The following is an 18,741-nucleotide window of genomic DNA, read 5'->3' on the forward strand; positions in this document are numbered from 1 at the left end:
GCACTAGCTTGTTCTGGTGCCGTCGACGCAACTCGCGATCGCCGCCGCCATCGCGGCGGTCGCTCTCGGTCTCCCGCCCGGTGAGCTCTTCGCTCCATCGGACCAGTCCGATCAGCCGCACTCCATCAGCGTGCGGGCCTTGCCGACCGTCGCGGCGCTCTTCGCCGGCGGCGACGTCAGCCAGGACCACACCTGCACGGCCAGCGTCGTGTCGAGCACCACCGGTGACCTCCTGATCACCGCAGCCCACTGCGTGTCGGGGAACGGCAAGGGGATGAAGGTCGTGCCCGGTTACGACGCCGGCGACGCGCCGTACGGCGTCTGGCCGGTCACGGCAGTCTTCGTGGACAGCGCCTGGCGATCGGATACGAGCGAGGCCGACGACGTCGCCTTCCTGCGGGTGGCTCGCACGGTGGTGGGGGGCACCATGCGCCGGCTGCAGGACGTGACGGGCGCGAACACACTGGGCGACACGCCCGCGCCCTCGACCAGCATCACCGTCCAGGGGTTCAATGCCGGCCGCGACGATCACGCCGTGTCGTGCACGGTCGGCCTGGACATGACCGTCACCGACCCGACGTTCCGCTGCGGCGGCTACGTGTCCGGCTCGAGCGGCAGTCCATGGTTGGCTACCGGGGCCGACGGGGTCACCCGGGTCACCGGGGTCATCGGCGGCCCGGATGAAGGCGGCTGCACCGACGCCACGTCGTACAGCCCGGTCTTCGCCGCGAACACGGCCGCGCTGCTCGCACGTGCGGAGCGCTCGGGCGACGACGGTGACACCGCCCCGGACGCCGGCCCGGCCTCCGACTGCAGCTGAGGCACTACCGCCGGACGCTCAGACGCGTTCGTCCAACCACCCGTCATGCTCCTCGGCGAGCGCCGTGAAGCGTTCGACCAGAGCACGTGCTGGGGCTGAGGCGCGGTCGTCGATCGTGTCGAGTCCGACGTAGACGGCCCACTCGTGGGACTCCGAATCGTCCTCTCCCGCGAGCGCTTCGCGAGTGACCCGCACCTGGGTGAAAGCCTCCTCGGCGCGCAGCTCCTCGGCCACGTCCTCGGCGTCCTCGCGTTCGGGGAAGATCAGCAGGTACTCGATCACGACCCCACCATGCCAAACAGACCGGTCGCCGCGCGGTCGACACCCGGGCACCATGGGCACGGCATCAGAAATGCCAGTCCTGCGCGCCCTCGTGCAGCACCGCCACCGCCCCGGCCCGCACGCCGGCGACGAGCGCCGCACGCCGATCGGCTCCCCCCGCAAGAGCGGCGGCAAGAGCTCCGGCGAAGGCATCACCAGCGCCGGTGGTGTCGACGGGATCCTCCACCCGCTCTGCCGGCACCACCACGTCACCCCAGCGCACGTCGCCGGATCCTGCGGTCACGACAGCGCGCGCCATGTCGAACCCCGCCTCGCGCAGCTCCTCGGCCTCGACCGCGTTGACGATCACCGTGTCGCAGGCGTCCAGCAGCTCGTCCTCGAGGCGCCGCCACGGCGAGGGGTTCAGCAGGACGGTGCACCCGACCGCCCGCGCCTGGCGCACCGCATCGCGCACCGCTTTGACCGGCACCTCCAACTGGAGCAGGAGCACATCGGCGGGCTGCAGGCGCAGGGCCTGAACCTCGGCGTCGCCGACCTGCTCGTTGGCTCCCGGCACCACCACGATGGTGTTCTCGCCGGCGTCGTCGACCGTGACGAGAGCGTGCCCGGTGTCGACGTCCGGCGGGACGCGCACCCCATCGACGTCGACGTCGCGCTCGGCGAGGGCCGCCCGATAGGCCGGCCCCTCGTCGCCGTCGCCCACGCAGCCGATCAGTCGGGTGACCACGCCTGCCCGCGCGGCGGCGGCTGCCTGGTTGGCGCCCTTCCCGCCCGGTCGGCGTTCGACGGACGTGCCCGTCACCGTCTGGCCCGGTGTCGGCAGCCGCCGCGCCCGCACGACCACGTCGATGTTGAGCGAGCCCAGGACGACGACGTCTGCCATGCGATCGATTCCACCACGGCACGGGCACCCCCGACACTTCGCCGGGGTCTGCGCGACTAGGCCGTCTTTCCCCCGTCGACCGAGAGCGTGGTGCCCGTGACGTACCCGGCCTGCGGGGAGGCCAGCCAGGTCACCGCGTTCGCGACCTCCTGGGCGGAACCCATCCGTCGCAACGGGATGTACCCCCCGACCCGTTCGCGGACCTCGGGGCCCAGCGCCATGATCGGCCCGGATTCGATGGGACCGGGTGCCACCGCGTTGACGCGGATGCCCTGCTCGCCGTAGTCGATGGCCGCGGTGCGGGTGAGTCCGACGACGCCGTGCTTCGCCGCGGCGTAGGCCGACATCCCCGGCGTCCCCGACAGACCGGCACTGGAGGCGACGTTCACGATCGCGGCCCCTGCACTCATGTGGCCCAGTTCGAACTTCATCGCCGCTGCCACCGCACGCAGCGTCGTGGCGATCACGCGGTCGAACTGCTCGAGGTCGAGCTCGGTCAAGGGAGTCGGTCGGTGGCTCAGGCCCACGTTGTTCACCGCCACCCGCAAGCCGCCCTCCGCCTCGGCCGCCTGCGCGATGGCGGCTTCCAACGCCGCGTCGTCGGTCGCGTCCAGGGGCACGGCGGTGATCCGGGCCGATGTCGAGGAGGCCAGTCGTTCCAAGGCTGCGGCGTCACGACCCAGCACCCAGACGGCATGGCTCCGGGCCAGGGACAGAGTGACGGCGTTGCCGATCAGGCCGTTGGCGCCGACGACGACGGCACTCATGCGGGCACCTCGTCCTGGCGCGACCGCCGCGACGCGGGGAGCAGGAATCCTGCCGCCACGAGCCAGAGCAGTCCGCCGAAGCGGCCGATCGGGAAGAGGAACTGCAACGGCTGCGCCACCATCGCCACGAAGCTGAGCTCGCAGCACGCGGCGAGCACCAGGCCGACCCAGGTCAACCACCTGGGGAGCAGTCGCAGCAGATGCCCGGGCACGGCGAGAGCCGCGACGAGCAGTCCCATGCCGAGGACGAAACCCACGCTGCCGGTGATGAAGGACACGAAGCTGAGGGCGTGCAGCAGGGTGGGGTCCGTGGCGAGTTCATGTCGGCTCGAGACCCACCCGATCAGGCCGGAGAGCATCAGCATGGTCGAGGCGAGAAAGCCCCCGAAGACGCCGATGACCGGCCCGGGCACCCGGACGCCGAGCTTCTGCTGACGCACGTAGAGCGTCGCGCTCAGGATGCCGAGCGGTACGGCCGAACCGACCTGGATCCACGCCATCACCCGGGTCGCGGACCGGTACTGCCCGATCCTGTGGGCGAGATGCTGCGATGAGGTGAACGGCGACTCCAGCGCATGGCCCTTGGACATTGCCGCACCGACGACCAGTCCCAGCAGCGTGAGAAGCAGCGCGACGAGGGCCACGATCCCCGGATGCGGACCGCCCGGACGACGGCCGATCGAGGGCGCCGCCCGGCGTGCGATATTTTCAGTCATGATCAGAATCATTCATTTGCAGAATGATTCTGTCAACGTCGATATACTTCTGACGTGCCCGGCCCTTCGCGAACCGCCTTCCGACTGTCTCAACTGGGGCACTTCGCTGCCGCCCGGTTCGCCGAGCGCACCCGTTCCCTCGGGCTCACGCCGAGCGATGCAGGAGTACTGCGGCTCCTCGGGCGCGAGCCGGGCATCAGCCAACGCGGCCTGGCGGACCGGCTCGGCGCGGTTCCGAGCCGAGTGGTGGTGCTCATCGACTCGATGGAACGTCGCAGCCTGGTGACGCGCACCCGGAGCAGCACCGACCGGCGCACCCAGGAACTGACGCTCACCGAGCAGGGCCAGCACGCGCTGCTGCAGTTACGCGGACTCGCCCAGGAGCACGACGCAGCCGTCCTCGCGCCGCTCACGCAGGAGGAGAGGGAGCAACTGGTCGCGCTGCTCGCCAAACTCTCCGAGGGGCACCGTCTGGACCCGGACGTGCATCCCGGCTACCGCGACCGCGCCTGAGGACTCACCGACCCGTGGTCCGCGCGACCTCGCGCTCGGCGAGGGCGAGTACGTCGGCCGCGAGGCGATCCGCGTCGCTCTGATCGGTCGGGTGGCCCATCAGCACCCGGCCGTAGAGCGGCATCACCAGGTGGTCGATGATCTGCTCCACGCTCGGCGCGCGTTCGCCGCGAGCTGCAGTGCGCTCGATGAGTTCCGTTGCCATCACGCGGCGTTGAGCCAGGCACGGGCAGTCCGGCGCGAGTCCGTCCCGGGCGGCCACCATGGCCCTCAGATAGCGGGTGCGCTTCGGGGTGCCGATGTCCTCCAGGACGATGCGAGCCCAGGCCTGCAGGTCCCCCGCCAGCGAGCCGGTGTCCGGTGCGCGGTCGCCGTCCTTGGTGAGGGCCGCGACGGCGACCTCCTCCAACAGCTCGTCGATGTCCCCCCACCGACGGTAGATGCTCGTGGGGTTGACCCCGGCTCGCTCGGCGACCACCGGGATGGTCAGCCGGTCGGGCTTGCCCTCGCCCACCAGCTGGCCGACGGCGGTGTAGATGGCATCGAGCACGCGGGCACTGCGGCCACCGGTGCGACGAAGTGGTGCAGTGGACGTCATACGGGCATTATTGCAAAGATCTTTCCGTTAAGCCTCTGAGCCTGCTACGGTTGGCTAAAGCCAATCCCGTTGCGTTAACACTCGAGGTCACCGTGTTCACACCCCTGCACCGTCCCGCGGCGTTCGTCGTGGCAGGCGCGGCCGCCACCGCGATCTTCGCCGGTTCCGGAGCTCCGTCACCCATCTACCCGCTCTACCAGCAGCTCTGGCACTTCTCCCCGTCGACGCTGACCCTCATCTTCGCGGTCTACGTCTTCGCGCTGCTGCTCGCCCTCCTCACCGTGGGCTCGTTGTCGGACCACATCGGGAGGCGCCCGGTGGCCGTCAGCGGTCTCCTGCTGCTGGCCGTCAGCATGGCGCTCTTCATCGACGCCCACGGCACCGGCGGGCTGATGGCCGCCCGCATCGTCCAAGGGCTCGCGACCGGCGCGACGATGGGAGCGATCAGCGCACTCATCGTCGACCGACAGGCCACTCCCCGCACGGGCTCGGTCGTGACGTCGTCGGCGCCGGTGGCCGGCATCGCCCTCGGGTCGGCGTTCGCCGGTGCGCTCGTGCAGTGGGCCCCCGCGCCCCGGCTCCTCGTCTACTGGGTGCTGCTGATCGCCTACCTCGCCCTGGCGCTGCTGCTCGTGCGCATCCCGGATGCGCCACGCGCGGCGGATGCCGGGCGGCAGCCCGTCTGGCGCACCCTGCGCCCGAGCGTCGGCGTGCCCGCCGCGCTCCGCGCGACCTTCCTCGCCGCGGTGCCGATGCTCTGCGCCACCTGGGCGCTCGGGGGTCTCTACCTGTCGCTCGGCTCATCGGTCGTGGCGCGCATCCTTGGCGTCCAGAACCACTTCGTCGCCGGCCTCGTCGTCGCCACCAACTTCGCCGCCGGCGCGGTGGGCGCCGCGCTGGTCTCCAAGCTGCCGCAGCACCGACGCGAGGTGCTCGGGTTCCTCACGCTCGGCGGTGGACTCGCGTTGACCATCGCCGCCGTACTGGTCGAGTCGCTGCCGCTCTACGTGGTCGGCGCGGCGATCGGCGGGCTCGGCTTCGGCAGCTCGTTCCTGCTGATCCTGTCTGGCTTCGCCGTCCGCACGGAGCCGGAGCATCGCAGCCAGGTCTTCTCGTCGACGTACATCGTGAGCTATGTGGCGTTCAGCATCCCGGCCGTCGTGGCGGGCTTCGCGAGCCAGTCCTTCGGACTGCGTCCGACGGTGCTCGTCTATGCCGCCGTCGTGCTGGCACTCGTGCTGCTGGCGGCGGGGCTTGCGCGGCGGACCCACCTCGCGGGAGTGGGCGCCGAGCGCACCGCCGCAGTCGACGCCGGGCCGGTCCCGGTCGCCGCCTGCTCCTGCGACGTCGCGCCGTCGACCGACTGACGGGACTCGTCGACCGCCTGCGGATCAGTGCTGTGCCAGGAAGGTGAGCGCCGCGGGCAGGTGGGCCGCCCAGAACGACCCGTTATGGCTTCCTGGCGCGAATCCGCCCGCAGGAGGGGGCTTCAGGCGGCTTCTCAGGGTGTGCGTGGCGGACGCGAACGGGTCGGAGTCACCACAGTCGACGCGCAGCGGCACCCGCTCCAGGGCGGGAATGCGACCGAAGATCGTGTTGCGGTCGAAGTCCGCGGCGTCGTCGAACGCCCCGGCCGGGGTCTGACCCGCGGACAGCCACAACGCCGGTGACGCCGACGCGACGGCACGCACCATGGACGGGTAGCGGGTGGCGAGCAGCATTGCGCCGTACCCGCCCATCGACAGCCCGTAGAGCCCGACCCTGCCTGTCGACATCCCGCGCTGCGCGAGATGCGGCAGCAACTCCTGCATGACCATCGCGCCGGCGTCGGTGCCGTCCGTGCGTCGGTGGAAGTAGCCGTCGGCACCGCAGTCGACCGTGACCAGAGCCAGCGGCCGGCGGGCCGTGGCGTACGCGGTGTCGACGGCGGCCTGCGCGTGCAGGCCGACGATCGAGGTGTGGTCGCCGCCGCGCCCGTGCAGACCGATGACCACGCCGGCCGCACCGATCGAGGTCAACTTCGAGGGCAGCACGATCTGGTAGGTCGGTGTCGACTTCAGGTACGTCGAGGCGAAGCGGCCCTGCAGGGCGAACGTCGTCCGGCTGGTGCCACTGCTGCTCAGCACCCGCGCGGTGGGCGCCGACACGGTCGCTCGCGACGAGCACCCGGCGAGCGCCGCGACGGCTGCGCCGCCCAGCAGACCACGTCGGGTGGGGTGGGACGAGACGTGTGCAGGCGTCGGCATGTCCGCATTGTGCGTCACGAGAATCCGGTGGACGCGGCTTATAGCGTTCCGGCATGGACATCATCTCGCCGCGCAAGGCCGGCCCGGGGGAGAAGATCGCGGTGCTGTCACCGTCGTTCGCCGCCCCGGCCGTCGCTCCCGCGGTGCACGAGCAGGCTCTGCAGCGTTTGCAGTCGGTCACCGGACTGGTGCCCGTCGAGTTTCCGACGACCCGCCGCCTTGGCGCACCGGCCCGCGAGCGGGCCGATGATCTGAACGCCGCGTTCGCGGACCCGCAGATCCGCGCCGTGATCGCCACCATCGGCGGCGACGACCAGATCACGGTCATCCCGCATCTCGACGCCGGGCTCGTCACGCGCGACCCCAAGCCGTTCCTCGGATACAGCGACAACACGAATCTGCTGAACTGGCTCTGGACCCACGGCGTCGCCGGTTATTACGGCGGCTCCACGCAGATCCACCTCGGACCGGGGCCCGGGGTCGACCCCATCCACGAGGCGTCCCTGCGGGCGGCGCTGCTGACCGGGGACCGGCTGGAGCTCATCGATCCCGGAGAGTCCGAGGACATCGGGTACGACTGGAGCGACCCTCGCGCCCTCACGCAGTACGGCGATCGCGAACCGACCGAGCCGTGGGCCTGGTCCGGGCCCGCACGCCCGGTGACCGGCCGCACCTGGGGCGGGTGCATCGAGGTCGTGCAGTGGTTGCTGACAGCGGGTCGGTTCCCGACGGACGCATCCGTCCTCGACGGCGCGGTTCTGCTGCTCGAGTCGTCGGAAGAGCTCATCTCGGCGCGCGAGTTCGGTTACATCGCCCGGTCGCTCGGCGAGCGGGGCATCCTCGCCGCGGTCGACGCGGTCGTCGTCGCCCGACCGCCCACGTCGGACCTCACCACGCGACCTTCGACGCGGGAGCGGCGCGCGAGGCGGGACGAGCAACGCGACACGATCATCGACGTCGTGAGCGAATACAACCCCGATGCGGTCGTCGCGGTCGGGCCGCCCTTCGGTCACACCCGCCCGCAGTGGATCCTCCCGTACGGCGGCCGCGTCACGGTCGACGGCGCCACCCGGCGAGTGTTCGCGGACTACAGCTGAGTCCGGCGCCCGGCGGCTGCGCGATCGACGGCGCGCAGCCCGCGGACGCCTGGAGTGTCAGGTGCGCTGGCCCCAGACGACCAGGGACGTGCCCGACCGCGGGCGGTCGGCGCGCTGCCCTGGACGCAGGGCGACGATCTGACCGTCCGGCCCCACGGCGAAGGTACGGGCCTGCGCCACGACCCGCGCGTCGTCCAAACGCTCGGTGAGCTGATCGACCTGCCGCTGAAGGGTCTCGACCTGTTCCTCCAGCTCCAGGATCCGGGCGATGCCGGCGAGGCTGATGCCCTCCTCCTGCGAGAGCCGCTGCACCTCCCGCAGGAGCGCCACGTCCCTGCTGGAGTAGCGCCGGCCACCGCCACCGGTGCGTGACGGGGTCACCAGACCGAGCCGGTCGTACTGGCGCAGCGTCTGCGCGTGCATGCCCGCCAGCTCGGCGGCGACCGAGATGACGTAGACCGGGGTGTCCTCACCCGGACGGTTGGATGCCATGACGGTTAAGCGCGGGCCTTCGCGAACAGCTCCGCGCGCGGGTCGCCGTCGGCGTCCGTGGCGAGCGTCTCGATGGCGGCCCGGGTCTCGTCGGTCAACGTGGTCGGTACGACGACCGAGACCGTGGCGATCAGGTCCCCGGTCGTGGACGAGGTCTTCACGCCGCGGCCCTTGACCCGCAGCTTGCGGCCGGACGGCGTCCCCGCGGCGACCTTGACCTTCACCGGTGCCCCTTCGAGCGTCGGCACGGAGACCGTGGCGCCCAGCGCCGCCTCGGCGAACGTGACCGGCAGGTCCACGGTCAGGTTGTTGCCGTCACGGCCGAAGACCGGGTGCGGCTCGACGGTCACCCGCAGCAGCAGATCCCCGGCGCCCGCCTCACCGGGCTGGCCCTTGCCGCGCAGCCGGATCGTCTGGCCGTCCTTCACACCGGCGGGGATGCGCGTCTTGATGGTCGCGCCGTCTGCCGCCTGCAGCGAGACGGTCTGGCCCTCGGCCGCGGACCGGAAGCTGAGCGTCGTACGCGCCTCGAGGTCGGCTCCGCGGCTGGGTGCACCGAAGCCGCCGTACCCGCCACCGCCGAACGGCGATCCACCCCCACCGAACCGGCCCAGGATGTCGTCGAGGTTGATCTGCTGGCCCCCGGTGCCACCACCCGAGGTGCGGGCACCGCCGAACTGGGAGAAGAGGTCCTCGAAGCCGCCCGCTCCGCCGCCGGGCATCCCGCCCGGGCCGCCGGCCGTGAAGCGCGCGCCGCCACCGACCATCTGACGCAGCTGGTCGTACTCCTTGCGCCGATCGGGGTCGGACAGCACCGAGTTGGCCTCGCCGATGTCCTTGAACTTCTGCTCCGCCGCGGTGTCACCGGGGTTCTGGTCCGGGTGCCACGTGCGCGCCAGCTTGCGGTAGGCCTTCTTGATCTCCGCGTCCGACGCGTCCTGCGAGACGCCGAGAATCGCGTAGAAGTCCTTCTCCAGCCAGTCCTGACTCGCCATCCTCAGCGCTCTCCTTCCGTTGCCTGCTTCACCGAGCGGAGGGGTCCGGTCCCGAGTGGAGGGGTCGTGACCCCTCCGCCCGAGTGTGGACCCCTCCGCTCGACGGGGTGGGTGTTACTACGTCGGGTCGGCGACGGCGACCCGGGCCGGCCGGACGACGCGGTCGCCGATCCGGTAACCGGGCTGCATCACCTGGACGACGGTGGTGGCCGTGGTGCCGTCCGGAAGGTCGGCCTCCACGTTCATCAACGCCTCGTGCTGTGCGGGATCGAACGCCTCACCGGGCTCGCCGAAGCGCTCCAGGCCGTGTCGGCCCAGGGTCGTCTCCAGCTTGTCGGCAATCTTCTCGAACGGCGTGCCCGCCAGGTCACCGTGCTCACGCGCCAGGTGGAAGTCGTCGAGCACGGGCAGCAGGGACTCCACGATCCGCGCGGTCTGCGCGTCCCGCTGGGTCTCGCGGTCCCGGTCGACCCGGCGCTTGTAGTTGACGTACTCCGCCTGCACCCGCCGGACGTCCTCCAGCCGCTCCCGGGCGAGCACCGTGTCAGGGTGCTCGTCGGTCAGGGACGAGGCGTCGTCCGGCACGACGAACGACGGGTCCGTCGGCACGCCGGCATCCTGCGGGGACGACGGCTGCTTGCCGCCGGGCAGGTCGTCTCCGACCGCGCCACCGAAGGCGCTGTCGCTGCCGGAAGTCTCTTCCGAGTCGTTACTCACTGAATCTTCCTGCGCTTGCTGACCGCCCCGCACCTCCCCCGTCTTCGGGTCGAAGCGACGCTTGTCGCGGATGACGACCGGCTCGTCCGGTCCGTCCTCCTTGCCGGAGGACGGACCGGGACGGTCCTGGTCGGTCACTTGGTCTCCTCGTCGTCGACGACCTCGGCGTCCACGACGTCGTCGTCGGCGCTGCTCGCACCGTCGGCGGCACCCGTGGCACCGGCGCCCTCGGCTCCGGTCGCGCCGTCGGCGCCCTCGGCCTGCGACGCGGCGTACATGGCCGCACCCATCTTCTGGGAGACCTCGGAGACCTTGGCGCTCTTGGCCGAGATGTCCTCCGCGGAGGCGTACTCGTCCTTCAGCGCGGACTTGAGGGCGTCGTTGGCCTCGGTGACCTCGGTCTTGGTCTCGGCCGGGATCTTGTCGTCGTTGTCGGCGAGGAACTTCTCGGTGGAGTAGACCAGCTGCTCCGCGGTGTTGCGGGCCTCGGTCTCCTCACGCCGCTTCTTGTCCTCGGCGGCGTGCTCCTCGGCCTCCTTGACCATCCGCTCGATGTCCTCCTTCGGCAGGGCGGACCCACCGGAGATGGTCATCGACTGCTCCTTGTTGGTGCCGCGGTCCTTGGCGGACACGTGCACGATGCCGTTGGCGTCGATGTCGAAGGTGACCTCGATCTGCGGCACGCCGCGCGGGGCGGGAGCGATGCCGGACAGCTCGAAGTTGCCGAGCGGCTTGTTGGCCTTCGCGATCTCGCGCTCGCCCTGGTAGACCTGGATCTCCACCGACGGCTGGTTGTCCTCAGCGGTGCTGAAGACCTCCGAGCGCTTGGTCGGGATCGCAGTGTTGCGCTCGATGAGCTTGGTGAACAGCCCACCCTTGGTCTCGATGCCGAGGGACAGCGGCGTCACGTCGATGAGCAGGACGTCCTTGCGGTCGCCCTTCAGCACACCGGCCTGCAGCGCCGCGCCGACCGCGACGACCTCGTCGGGGTTGACGGTCTTGTTCGGCTCCTTGCCGCCGGTCAGGTCCTTCACGACGCTGGCCACGGCCGGCATACGCGTCGAACCACCCACGAGGACAACGTGGTTGATGTCGGAGATGGAGACCCCGGCGTCCTTGATGACGTTGTTGAACGGCGCCTTGGTGCGCTCCAGCAGGTCCTTAGTCATCTGCTCGAACTGCGCGCGGGTGATGGTCTCGTCCAGGTGGATCGGGCCGTTCTCACCCATGCTCAGGTACTGCAGCGAGACGTTGGTGCTGGTCGAGGAGGAGAGCTCCTTCTTGGCCTGCTCCGCCGCGTCACGCAGCCGCTGCATGGCGATCTTGTCCTTGGCCAGGTCGACACCGGTGGTGTTCTTCACCGTGGTGAGCAGATGCTCGACGATGCGCTGGTCCCAGTCGTCGCCACCGAGCTTGTTGTCACCGCTGGTCGCACGGACCTGGATGGTGGAGAAGCCGTCCTCGGGGTCCTTGCCGACCTCCAGGAGGGACACGTCGAACGTGCCGCCACCGAGGTCGAAGACCAGGATGAGCTCGTCCTCCTTGCCCTTGTCCAGGCCGTAGGCGAGCGCGGCGGCGGTCGGCTCGTTGACGATGCGCAGCACGTTGAGGCCCGCGATCTCACCGGCCTCCTTGGTGGCCTGACGCTCGGCGTCGTCGAAGTACGCCGGCACGGTGATGACCGCGTCGGTGACGTCCTCGCCCAGGTAGGACTCCGCGTCCCGCTTCAGCTTCTGCAGGATGCGCGCGGAGATCTCCTGCGGCGTGTAGGTCTTGCCGTCGATCTCGGTGGACCAGCCGGTCCCCATGTGGCGCTTGACCGACCGGATGGTCCGGTCGACGTTGGTGACGGCCTGGCGCTTGGCGATCTCGCCGACCAGCACGTCGCCGTTCTTGGCGAACGCGACGACGGACGGCGTCGTACGCCCGCCCTCGGCATTCGCGATGATCTCCGGGTCGTTGCCCTCCAGGACGGCGACCGCGGAGTTGGTGGTGCCCAGGTCGATACCTACCGCACGTGCCATGTTCGGTGCTCCTTGTTGCTCGGTGCGACCGGCTCTTCCCGCGGTCGCGGTTTCGTCTGATGCGCCGGGTGCCCGGCGAGCGTTCAGCCCACCGGCTCCGGTGGGTTGACTGCCTCCGACTCAACTCCGCGGTGGCCCCTCTTGTCAACTCGGGGCTGCGTTAAGTTGCGTCTACTTGACTCAACCCTCCGGAGCGGCGTGATGTTCCCGCTACAGAGCCCGTTCTGACGGGTGTTCCAGATGTCGGTTTCGGAGGGTCGGTGGGTCCGCGGACCCTCCGAAACCGACATCTCGCCCGACAACGATCAGCCGGCGGTCGAGGTCCCCGATGCGAGGTAGCCCGCAATGCCGTCGACGAGCCGGTCGACGTCGTTCTCGTCGTTGTACGGCGCCACCCCGATCCGCAGGCCGCCGGCCGCGCCGAGCCCGAGGTGGTGCGAGGCTTCCCACGCGTAGAACGAACCCGCCGGCGCACTCACGCCGAGTCCGGCCAGGTGGGTGCTGATCGGCGCGCAGTCGTGGCCGCCGAACGTGACGAGGAGCGTCGGTGTACGCCGTGCGGCGCGGGAGTGGATCGCGACGTCGGGCAGCTCGCTCAACGCGCTCTCGAGGATGCCCCGCAGGCGGTCCTCGTGCAGCTCCAGCGCGTGGGTGCTGCGCGCCAGCGCCTCGCGTCGGCTGCCCTCACCGGGCACCGCACCGGCGATGAAGTCGACCGCGGCCGTCGTGCCCGCCATCAACTCGTACGGCAGCGTGCCCAGCTCGAACCGCTCGGGCACTCGGTCCGCCGAGGGCAGCAGCTTGTCGGGCAGCAGCCCCGCCAGCAGGTCGGCCCTGCCGGTCAGCGCGCCGCAGTGCGGGCCGAAGAACTTGTAGGGCGAGCACGCGAAGAAGTCCGCGCCCAGGGCCTCGACGTCCACAAACGAGTGCGCGGCGTAGTGCACCCCGTCGACGTAGAGCAGGGCGCCGGCGGCGTGCACCAGGGAGGCGATCGCGGGGATGTCCGGCATCGTCCCGATGAGGTTCGACGCGGCCGTCACCGCTACCAGCCGGGTGCGCGAGGTGAGCAGCGCGCCGATGGTGTCGGGTTCGAGTTCCCCAGTGAGAGCGTCGAACTCGGCCCAACGCACCGTCACTCCCGCGGCGCCGGCCGCGAGGACCCACGGGCGGATGTTGGCATCGTGGTCCAGGCGGCTGACGACGATCTCGTCACCGGGCGACCAGGTGGCCGCCAGGGTGCGGGCCATCTCGAACGTCAGGGCGGTCATGCTGCGCCCGAAGATGACGGTGTCGCCCGGCACCCCCATCAGGTCACCCAACGCGGCGCGGCACTCCTGCACCACCCGATCGGCCCGGCGCTCGGGGCCGGTGTTCGTGCCGCGGTTGGAGATGTCGCTGAGCATGGTCGCGGCGGCGGCGCGGCCGACCACGTCCGGCGTCTGCGATCCGCCGGGCCCGTCGAAGTGCGCGGTGCCCTCTCGCAGCGACGGGAAGTGCGCACGCAGGGCGGGAAGGTCGAGGTCTGTCGTCGTGGTCGTCACATCGCCACGCTAGCGAGCCACCTCCGCGCGCTGCCCGCGCCGGGCGGTCACTGACGCGTCGCGCGCTCGATGAGCTCGGTGAACTGCTTGATGTCGGAGTCGGTCAACCGGGTGATCGCGTACTCCGTCGGCCAGACGTTGCCGGCGTCGAGGGTCGCGACGTCGCTGAACCCGACGGTTGCGTAGCGCGCGCCGAACTTCTCGGCCGGCTTGAAGAAGCAGATCACCTTGCCGTCCCGCGCGTACGCCGGCATGCCGTACCAGGTCTTGGAGTCCAGGTCGGGAGCCACGTCGGCGACGATCGCGTGGATCCGTTCGGCGAGCGACCGGTCGTCCGGGGCCATCTCGGCGATCTTGTCCAGGCAGGCCTGTGCCTCCTCCGCCTTCTTCTTGCCACCGCGCCCGCTGGATCGCAGCTCGTCGGCGCGCTCCTTCATGGCCGCGCGCTCGGCGGCGGTGAAACCGGACGCAGCCCCCTTGGTCGAGTCGGTCTTCTTCGTCGCTGCGGTCGTGTCGGCCATGCCGGCTCTCCTCGAATGTCGTTGTGATGGTGACGAACACGCTACTCAGCATCGATGACGCGGCTTCTCGATTCCTGACCGATTCGACATCCCGTCCGACGCGGGTCGACGGTGGCGAGCGCGGCAGCAGCGCGAGCGCCCGGCGCGAGGAAGGAGTCGGCGATCGCGTTGAACGGAGACGATCGCGGGCACCGTTCCTCCCGCGGTTGACGGCAGCGGCTACTTTCGACACATGTCGAGCACCGCCGGGACCGACCCGGGGGATCTGGAAGCGATCGACGAGATCGTCCGGGTCTACTTCGACGCGTTCACGTCGGGCCCGGACGTGGTGACCCGCCTGGCACGGATGCGAGCCTTCCTGCTGCCCGAGGCGGTGATCGTGCGGACCTGCGGCATGACACCGGCCGTCTACGACGTCGAGGGGTTCATCGCTCCCCGACGCGCACTACTGACGAATGGCACGTTGGTGGACTTCCACGAATGGGAGGTGTCCGGCCGCACCGAGATCTTCGGTGACATCGCGCAGCGGTGGAGCACCTACGCCAAGGCCGGTGTGCAGGACGGTGTTCCGTTCACCGGTCGTGGAGCGAAGACGCTGCAGTTCGTGCGGACACCGGACGGTTGGCGGATCAGCGCGGCCGCGTGGGACGACGAGCGAGACGGGCTTCGGCTCGACGAGGAGAAGTGACCGTGGATGCGAAGGTGACACTCGCACCGACCGCCGTGCGCTTCGACCCCGCTGTCATGACGGACCTGCGGAACCGGCTGGATCGCACCCGACGAGGCCCCATGTCCGACGAGGACTGGGCCCGCGGCGTTCCCGGCACGTGGCTGGACGGCCTCCTCACCGAATGGCGCGACCTGGACATGACCGCGCTGCAGGAGCGCCTCGCGCAGGTGCGTCACCTGCGCGCCGACATCGACGGTCGCGGCGTGCACGTGGTCATCGCGGAAGGTCGTGGACCGGACCCGTTGCCGTTGCTGCTGTGCAACGGATGGCCCAGCTCGTTCCTGGAGTACCTCGAGGTCCTCCCCCTGCTGACCGACCCGGGCGCGCACGGCGGCGACCCGGCAGACGCGTTCACGGTCGTCGCGCCCGCCCTGCCCGGTTTCGGTCTCTCCGACCCGCCGCCACCGGGCGGATCGAGTCAGGCGCAGACCGCGCAGCTGTGGCACGACCTGATGAGCCCGGGTCTCGGGCACCGCCGGTACGTCGCGCACGGCAGCGACCTCGGCGCCGGGGTCGTGATGCAGCTGGCACGTGCGCACCCGGACGCGGTCGCCGGCATCCACCTCGCGACACCGGGGCTGCCCCTTGCGGCGAGACCGTGGACGGAGGCCGAGGCGGAGTACGCGCGCGCCGTGGAGTCGTGGACGGCCGCCGAAGGCAGCTACGCCCACCAGCACGCCACCAAGCCGAACACCGTCGCGGCCGCGCTGCAGGACTCACCGGCGGGCTTGGCCGCGTGGATCGCGGAGAAGATCGTGGCGTGGAGCCCCCAGACGGACGCCGGCGACACGACCTTCCCAAGAGACCTTCTGCTCGCGACCCTGACCCTCTACTGGGCGACCGGCAGCATCGGCTCCTCGATGCTGCCCTACTGGAACTTCATGCACGGCGGCCGCGTCCTGCCCGACCCGGAGCAGCGGCCCGCGGTTCCGACGGCCGTGACCAACTTCGGCGGCGAGCGCATCCCGTTGCCGCCTGCGCCGAGGGACCTCGCGGAGAGATACGTCGAGGTGTCGGACTGGCGCGAGTACGACAGCGGTGGACACTTCCCCGCGGCCTGCGAACCACAGCTCTTCGCCGAGACCCTGCGCTCGGTGTTCCGCCCGGCGCGCACAGACGCCAACCCGTCCTGAGTTTCGCCGAAGCTCGTACCTCAGCAGGGCGATGCGCGAGAGTGGTCGGCAGGGACACCCCTCCCACGAGCTCACCCACCCACTCCAGGAGCACTCATGGCCATCGTCTCGTCCGACGGATTCGCCCACGTCCGACTGACCGTCACCGACATCGCACGCTCCAAAGACTTCTACACGCAGGTCTTCGGCTGGCCGATCGCCGCAGACCAGTCGGACCGGGTCAACGAGCCGGGTGTGCGCGAATCCCCCGAGCAGATCTACGGCGGGACCATCTTCTCGACCCCCTCGGGTGCGCTTCTCGGCCTGCGTCCGGTCGCCGCCGTGGGTGACACCTTCGACTCCGACCGCACCGGGCTGGACCACGTCAGCTTCATGGTCGCCTCGCGGGCCGACCTCGACTCGGCACGGGACGCCCTGGACGCGTTGGGAGCACCCCACGGCGAGGTCAACGAGCTCACCGATTTCGGCTTGGCGATCCTGTCCTTCTCCGACCCCGACGGCATGCACCTGGAGTTGACAGCGAAACTCTGAGTCTCGGACCCGGCGACGGCGTCAGTCGGCGTCGTCGCCGGCTAGGAACTCGCGTCGTACGTTCTCGCTGACCTGCTGATCGACGGTGACCGTGCGCACGCCGATGCGCACGGTCTCCACTGGTCGGCTCTGCATGATCACCACCGGCACCTCCTCGTGCAGCACGAGGACCCGAGGCGTGTCCGCGAGCGGGTGGACACCCAGACTCCCGTCCGCGCCACCGTCGGCCTCCGCGCCGCGCTCGGTCGCCGGCTCGTGCTCGACGACCAACTCCTCGCGACGAACGGCGACCGTGATCGTGCGCTCCTCGGTCACGACACGGGTGGTGATGCGCGTCCTGCCGGACACGCGTACGCGCGTTCCGACCACGAGACGCTCCTCCAGGCACGTGGTGTCCACAGGTGCGACGTCGTCCTCGTCCGGAGCCGGGGGGCCCGGCAGCCGGGCACGCTTCACACCGTCGAGGGGCGTCTTGTCCTCGCCGACCGAGTCCACCTGCCCGGCCTCAGGCTTCACATCTCCCGCGCGGGCGAACAGATCCTGTTCGTCCGCATCATCCAGATCGTCGTACTCCACTCCGTAGTGGTCGTAGAGGCGACGCTCCTGATCGACGTCCAGGTGCTCGCCGGGCGCGAGTCTCGGTGCGCGCGAGATCTGATCGTGGGTGTAGGGGAAGGCGATCTCGCCGTCGTCAACCCACGCCTCGTGCAGCGGCACGAACTGCGCGCCCGACCCCGACGCTGTCGCGACCGCGACCCAGGTCGGCGTACCGGTGCGGTCGTCGAGGTAGACCTCGCCGACCTCACCGACGACGTGGCCGTCCCGATCGACGGCATCCCTGCCGCCCCATGTCTGCACGTCATCGTCAGTGATCATCGGCCGCCGGTCCTCTACAACGTTCGCGCGAGCCGCCTTGCCGGCGACCCGTATTCACCTCATCCGTCACATCGTCAACACGCAGTGCGACGGTCTCCTAAATATGATGCGCGCAAGGTGCCGTCGGGGTCCTTCGAATCCTTATCTTCGAGAGATGCCTGCCAACGAAGACGGAGTGACCCGCCGCGGCGCGCTGGCCTTGGCCGGTGCCGGTGCGCTCACCGCAGCCGGTACGCCGGCCGCACTCGCCGCCAGCACGACGCTGCGTGGGCGCGAGGCCCCGAAGGTCGCGGACCCGGGGATCTGGCACGGCGACCTCTGGTATCCGTACGTCGCCAACGGCACGGTCTTCACCCGGAGCGTCGCCGCCATGCCGCTGGCGACGAACTCCGCGGCGATGGCGGCGCGGATGCCGAACCTGACCCAGAACTCCTACGGCGTGGTCACCTCGCTCAACACCACGTCGTACAACATCCCGACCTACGTCGTGGACTCGACGATCGCCGGCTGCCCGTTCACCACGATGACCGCCAGCAACGCCTCCGCGGGGAGCACCTTGGCCGCCCATGTGAACGGCCGGATCCCGTTGCCGCCGTATGCGACTCCCGCAGGTGGCGGTGACAGCTCGATGGCCGTCTACGACCGCGGCACCGGCATCATGCGCGAGTACTTCCTGTGCCGCAAGCAGTCCGACGGCACCTGGACGGCGGCGACAGGCGGTTACTACGTCGCCGCGCCACGCTTCACCAACCTGCCCACCGCCAACTACCCGATGGAGCTGACCGAGGGTTCATCGGCGGTCGTGGCGATGCTCAACCCGCTGATGCAGGTCGGGATCAGCGAGGCTCGCAACGGCGTGATCGGCCACGCGCTCGACTTCACGATCACGAACGCGCGCAGCGGCGTGGTCTCGTGGCCGGCCAAACAGTCCGACGGCACCGACTCCAACGTGGACACGCCCGCCGAGGGCCAGTGGTTCCGGTTCCCGCCGACCCTCAACCTGGACACGCTCGGCCTCCGGCCGTTCACGCTGCTGCTGGCACGGGCCGCGCAGAAGTACGGCGGGATGGCGGGCGACAAGAACCTGTTCTGCCACGCGTTCAACGTGGAGCACCCGGCCACGGAGATCCAACGCACCGGCAGCAACCCCTGGGCGACCGACATCCTGGCCAAGTACGGCTCCCTCGACGTCAACGACTTCCCGTGGGCGCACACCCAGTGGGCGCCGGTCGGGTGGGGCAAGCCCGCCTGACCGCCTC

The 18,741-nt window shown here is 70.2% G+C and carries 21 protein-coding genes; 8 read left to right on the top strand and 13 right to left on the bottom strand.

Features of this window, described 5'->3' with window-relative positions:
* The first annotated feature begins 16 nt into the window (after window positions 1–16).
* Complete coding sequence (locus tag JOB34_RS10020; protein WP_208052585.1) at window positions 17–820, top strand: trypsin-like serine protease; 804 nt, start codon at window positions 17–19, stop codon at window positions 818–820.
* Between the two features lie 18 nt (window positions 821–838).
* Here the strand turns inward: JOB34_RS10020 and JOB34_RS10025 are convergent, their stop codons facing one another.
* From JOB34_RS10025 to JOB34_RS10040, 4 genes are all read right to left on the bottom strand, one after another.
* Window positions 839–1,102 (bottom strand): ribonuclease E inhibitor RraB, encoded by a 264-nt coding sequence (locus tag JOB34_RS10025; RefSeq protein WP_208052586.1) that lies wholly within the window; start codon window positions 1,100–1,102, stop codon window positions 839–841.
* Between the two features lie 64 nt (window positions 1,103–1,166).
* Window positions 1,167–1,985, bottom strand: coding sequence for a PfkB family carbohydrate kinase (locus tag JOB34_RS10030; RefSeq protein ID WP_208052587.1), 819 nt, complete (start codon window positions 1,983–1,985; stop codon window positions 1,167–1,169).
* A 56-nt stretch (window positions 1,986–2,041) separates the two neighbouring features.
* A complete protein-coding gene (locus JOB34_RS10035) occupies window positions 2,042–2,752 on the bottom strand; it encodes an SDR family NAD(P)-dependent oxidoreductase (RefSeq protein WP_208052588.1) in 711 nt (236 codons plus the stop codon).
* Entirely contained in the window at window positions 2,749–3,468 is a 720-nt protein-coding gene (locus JOB34_RS10040; RefSeq protein ID WP_208052589.1) for a hypothetical protein, read from the bottom strand. Before JOB34_RS10040 ends, JOB34_RS10035 begins: the two co-directional genes overlap by 4 nt.
* 54 nt (window positions 3,469–3,522) lie before the next feature.
* Between JOB34_RS10040 and JOB34_RS10045 the strand changes: the two genes are divergently transcribed.
* Entirely contained in the window at window positions 3,523–3,981 is a 459-nt protein-coding gene (locus JOB34_RS10045) for a MarR family transcriptional regulator (protein ID WP_208052590.1), read from the top strand.
* A 4-nt stretch (window positions 3,982–3,985) separates the two neighbouring features.
* On the opposite strand, the gene JOB34_RS10050 is transcribed toward JOB34_RS10045, so the two are convergent.
* The gene (locus JOB34_RS10050; RefSeq protein WP_208052591.1) at window positions 3,986–4,579 is read right to left on the bottom strand and encodes a TetR/AcrR family transcriptional regulator; all 594 of its coding nucleotides are present in this window, start codon (window positions 4,577–4,579) and stop codon (window positions 3,986–3,988) included.
* Window positions 4,580–4,671: 92 nt separating this feature from the next.
* Here JOB34_RS10050 and JOB34_RS10055 point away from each other — a divergent pair, with 92 nt between their 5' ends.
* Window positions 4,672–5,946: an MFS transporter gene (locus JOB34_RS10055; protein WP_208052592.1), complete on the top strand. Its 1,275-nt coding sequence runs from the start codon at window positions 4,672–4,674 to the stop codon at window positions 5,944–5,946.
* 24 nt (window positions 5,947–5,970) lie between these two features.
* On the opposite strand, the gene JOB34_RS10060 is transcribed toward JOB34_RS10055, so the two are convergent.
* Window positions 5,971–6,825, bottom strand: a complete 855-nt coding sequence (locus JOB34_RS10060) for an alpha/beta hydrolase-fold protein (RefSeq protein ID WP_208052593.1) — start codon at window positions 6,823–6,825, stop codon at window positions 5,971–5,973.
* Between the two features lie 53 nt (window positions 6,826–6,878).
* Between JOB34_RS10060 and JOB34_RS10065 the strand changes: the two genes are divergently transcribed.
* Window positions 6,879–7,922 carry a S66 peptidase family protein gene (locus JOB34_RS10065; RefSeq protein WP_208052594.1) on the top strand — a complete coding sequence of 348 codons (1,044 nt, stop codon included), beginning with the start codon at window positions 6,879–6,881 and terminating at the stop codon, window positions 7,920–7,922.
* Between the two features lie 57 nt (window positions 7,923–7,979).
* On the opposite strand, the gene JOB34_RS10070 is transcribed toward JOB34_RS10065, so the two are convergent.
* The 6 genes from JOB34_RS10070 to JOB34_RS10095 all read right to left on the bottom strand — a co-directional run bounded on the left by JOB34_RS10070 (window position 7,980) and on the right by JOB34_RS10095 (window position 14,212).
* Window positions 7,980–8,414, bottom strand: coding sequence for a helix-turn-helix transcriptional regulator (locus JOB34_RS10070; RefSeq protein WP_179483151.1), 435 nt, complete (start codon window positions 8,412–8,414; stop codon window positions 7,980–7,982).
* 5 nt (window positions 8,415–8,419) lie between these two features.
* Entirely contained in the window at window positions 8,420–9,409 is a 990-nt protein-coding gene (locus JOB34_RS10075; protein ID WP_208052595.1) for a DnaJ C-terminal domain-containing protein, read from the bottom strand.
* A gap of 117 nt (window positions 9,410–9,526) precedes the next feature.
* Complete coding sequence (locus JOB34_RS18115; protein WP_208052596.1) at window positions 9,527–10,264, bottom strand: nucleotide exchange factor GrpE; 738 nt, start codon at window positions 10,262–10,264, stop codon at window positions 9,527–9,529.
* Complete coding sequence (gene dnaK / locus JOB34_RS10085; RefSeq protein ID WP_208052597.1) at window positions 10,261–12,150, bottom strand: molecular chaperone DnaK; 1,890 nt, start codon at window positions 12,148–12,150, stop codon at window positions 10,261–10,263. Before dnaK ends, JOB34_RS18115 begins: the two co-directional genes overlap by 4 nt.
* Window positions 12,151–12,455: 305 nt before the next feature.
* On the bottom strand, window positions 12,456–13,691 hold the full coding sequence (locus tag JOB34_RS10090) for a cysteine desulfurase-like protein (RefSeq protein WP_208052598.1): 1,236 nt from the start codon (window positions 13,689–13,691) through the stop codon (window positions 12,456–12,458).
* A gap of 47 nt (window positions 13,692–13,738) precedes the next feature.
* Window positions 13,739–14,212, bottom strand: a complete 474-nt coding sequence (locus JOB34_RS10095) for a DUF1801 domain-containing protein (RefSeq protein ID WP_208052599.1) — start codon at window positions 14,210–14,212, stop codon at window positions 13,739–13,741.
* A gap of 232 nt (window positions 14,213–14,444) precedes the next feature.
* Between JOB34_RS10095 and JOB34_RS10100 the strand changes: the two genes are divergently transcribed.
* The 3 genes from JOB34_RS10100 (at window position 14,445) to JOB34_RS10110 (ending at window position 16,606) form a co-directional block, all read left to right on the top strand.
* Complete coding sequence (locus tag JOB34_RS10100; protein WP_208052600.1) at window positions 14,445–14,900, top strand: DUF4440 domain-containing protein; 456 nt, start codon at window positions 14,445–14,447, stop codon at window positions 14,898–14,900.
* A 35-nt stretch (window positions 14,901–14,935) separates the two neighbouring features.
* Window positions 14,936–16,075: an epoxide hydrolase family protein gene (locus tag JOB34_RS10105; protein WP_347813838.1), complete on the top strand. Its 1,140-nt coding sequence runs from the start codon at window positions 14,936–14,938 to the stop codon at window positions 16,073–16,075.
* Between the two features lie 96 nt (window positions 16,076–16,171).
* Complete coding sequence (locus JOB34_RS10110; RefSeq protein WP_208052602.1) at window positions 16,172–16,606, top strand: VOC family protein; 435 nt, start codon at window positions 16,172–16,174, stop codon at window positions 16,604–16,606.
* A 21-nt stretch (window positions 16,607–16,627) separates the two neighbouring features.
* Here JOB34_RS10110 and JOB34_RS10115 read toward each other — a convergent pair whose 3' ends face one another.
* Window positions 16,628–17,482, bottom strand: a complete 855-nt coding sequence (locus tag JOB34_RS10115; protein WP_208052603.1) for a PRC and DUF2382 domain-containing protein — start codon at window positions 17,480–17,482, stop codon at window positions 16,628–16,630.
* A 154-nt stretch (window positions 17,483–17,636) separates the two neighbouring features.
* Here JOB34_RS10115 and JOB34_RS10120 point away from each other — a divergent pair, with 154 nt between their 5' ends.
* Window positions 17,637–18,734 (top strand): hypothetical protein, encoded by a 1,098-nt coding sequence (locus JOB34_RS10120; protein WP_208052604.1) that lies wholly within the window; start codon window positions 17,637–17,639, stop codon window positions 18,732–18,734.
* Window positions 18,735–18,741: the final 7 nt, after the last annotated feature.

The sequence above is a fragment of the Allobranchiibius sp. GilTou38 genome (assembly GCF_017565325.1).
Lineage (GTDB): Bacteria > Actinomycetota > Actinomycetes > Actinomycetales > Dermatophilaceae > Allobranchiibius > Allobranchiibius huperziae.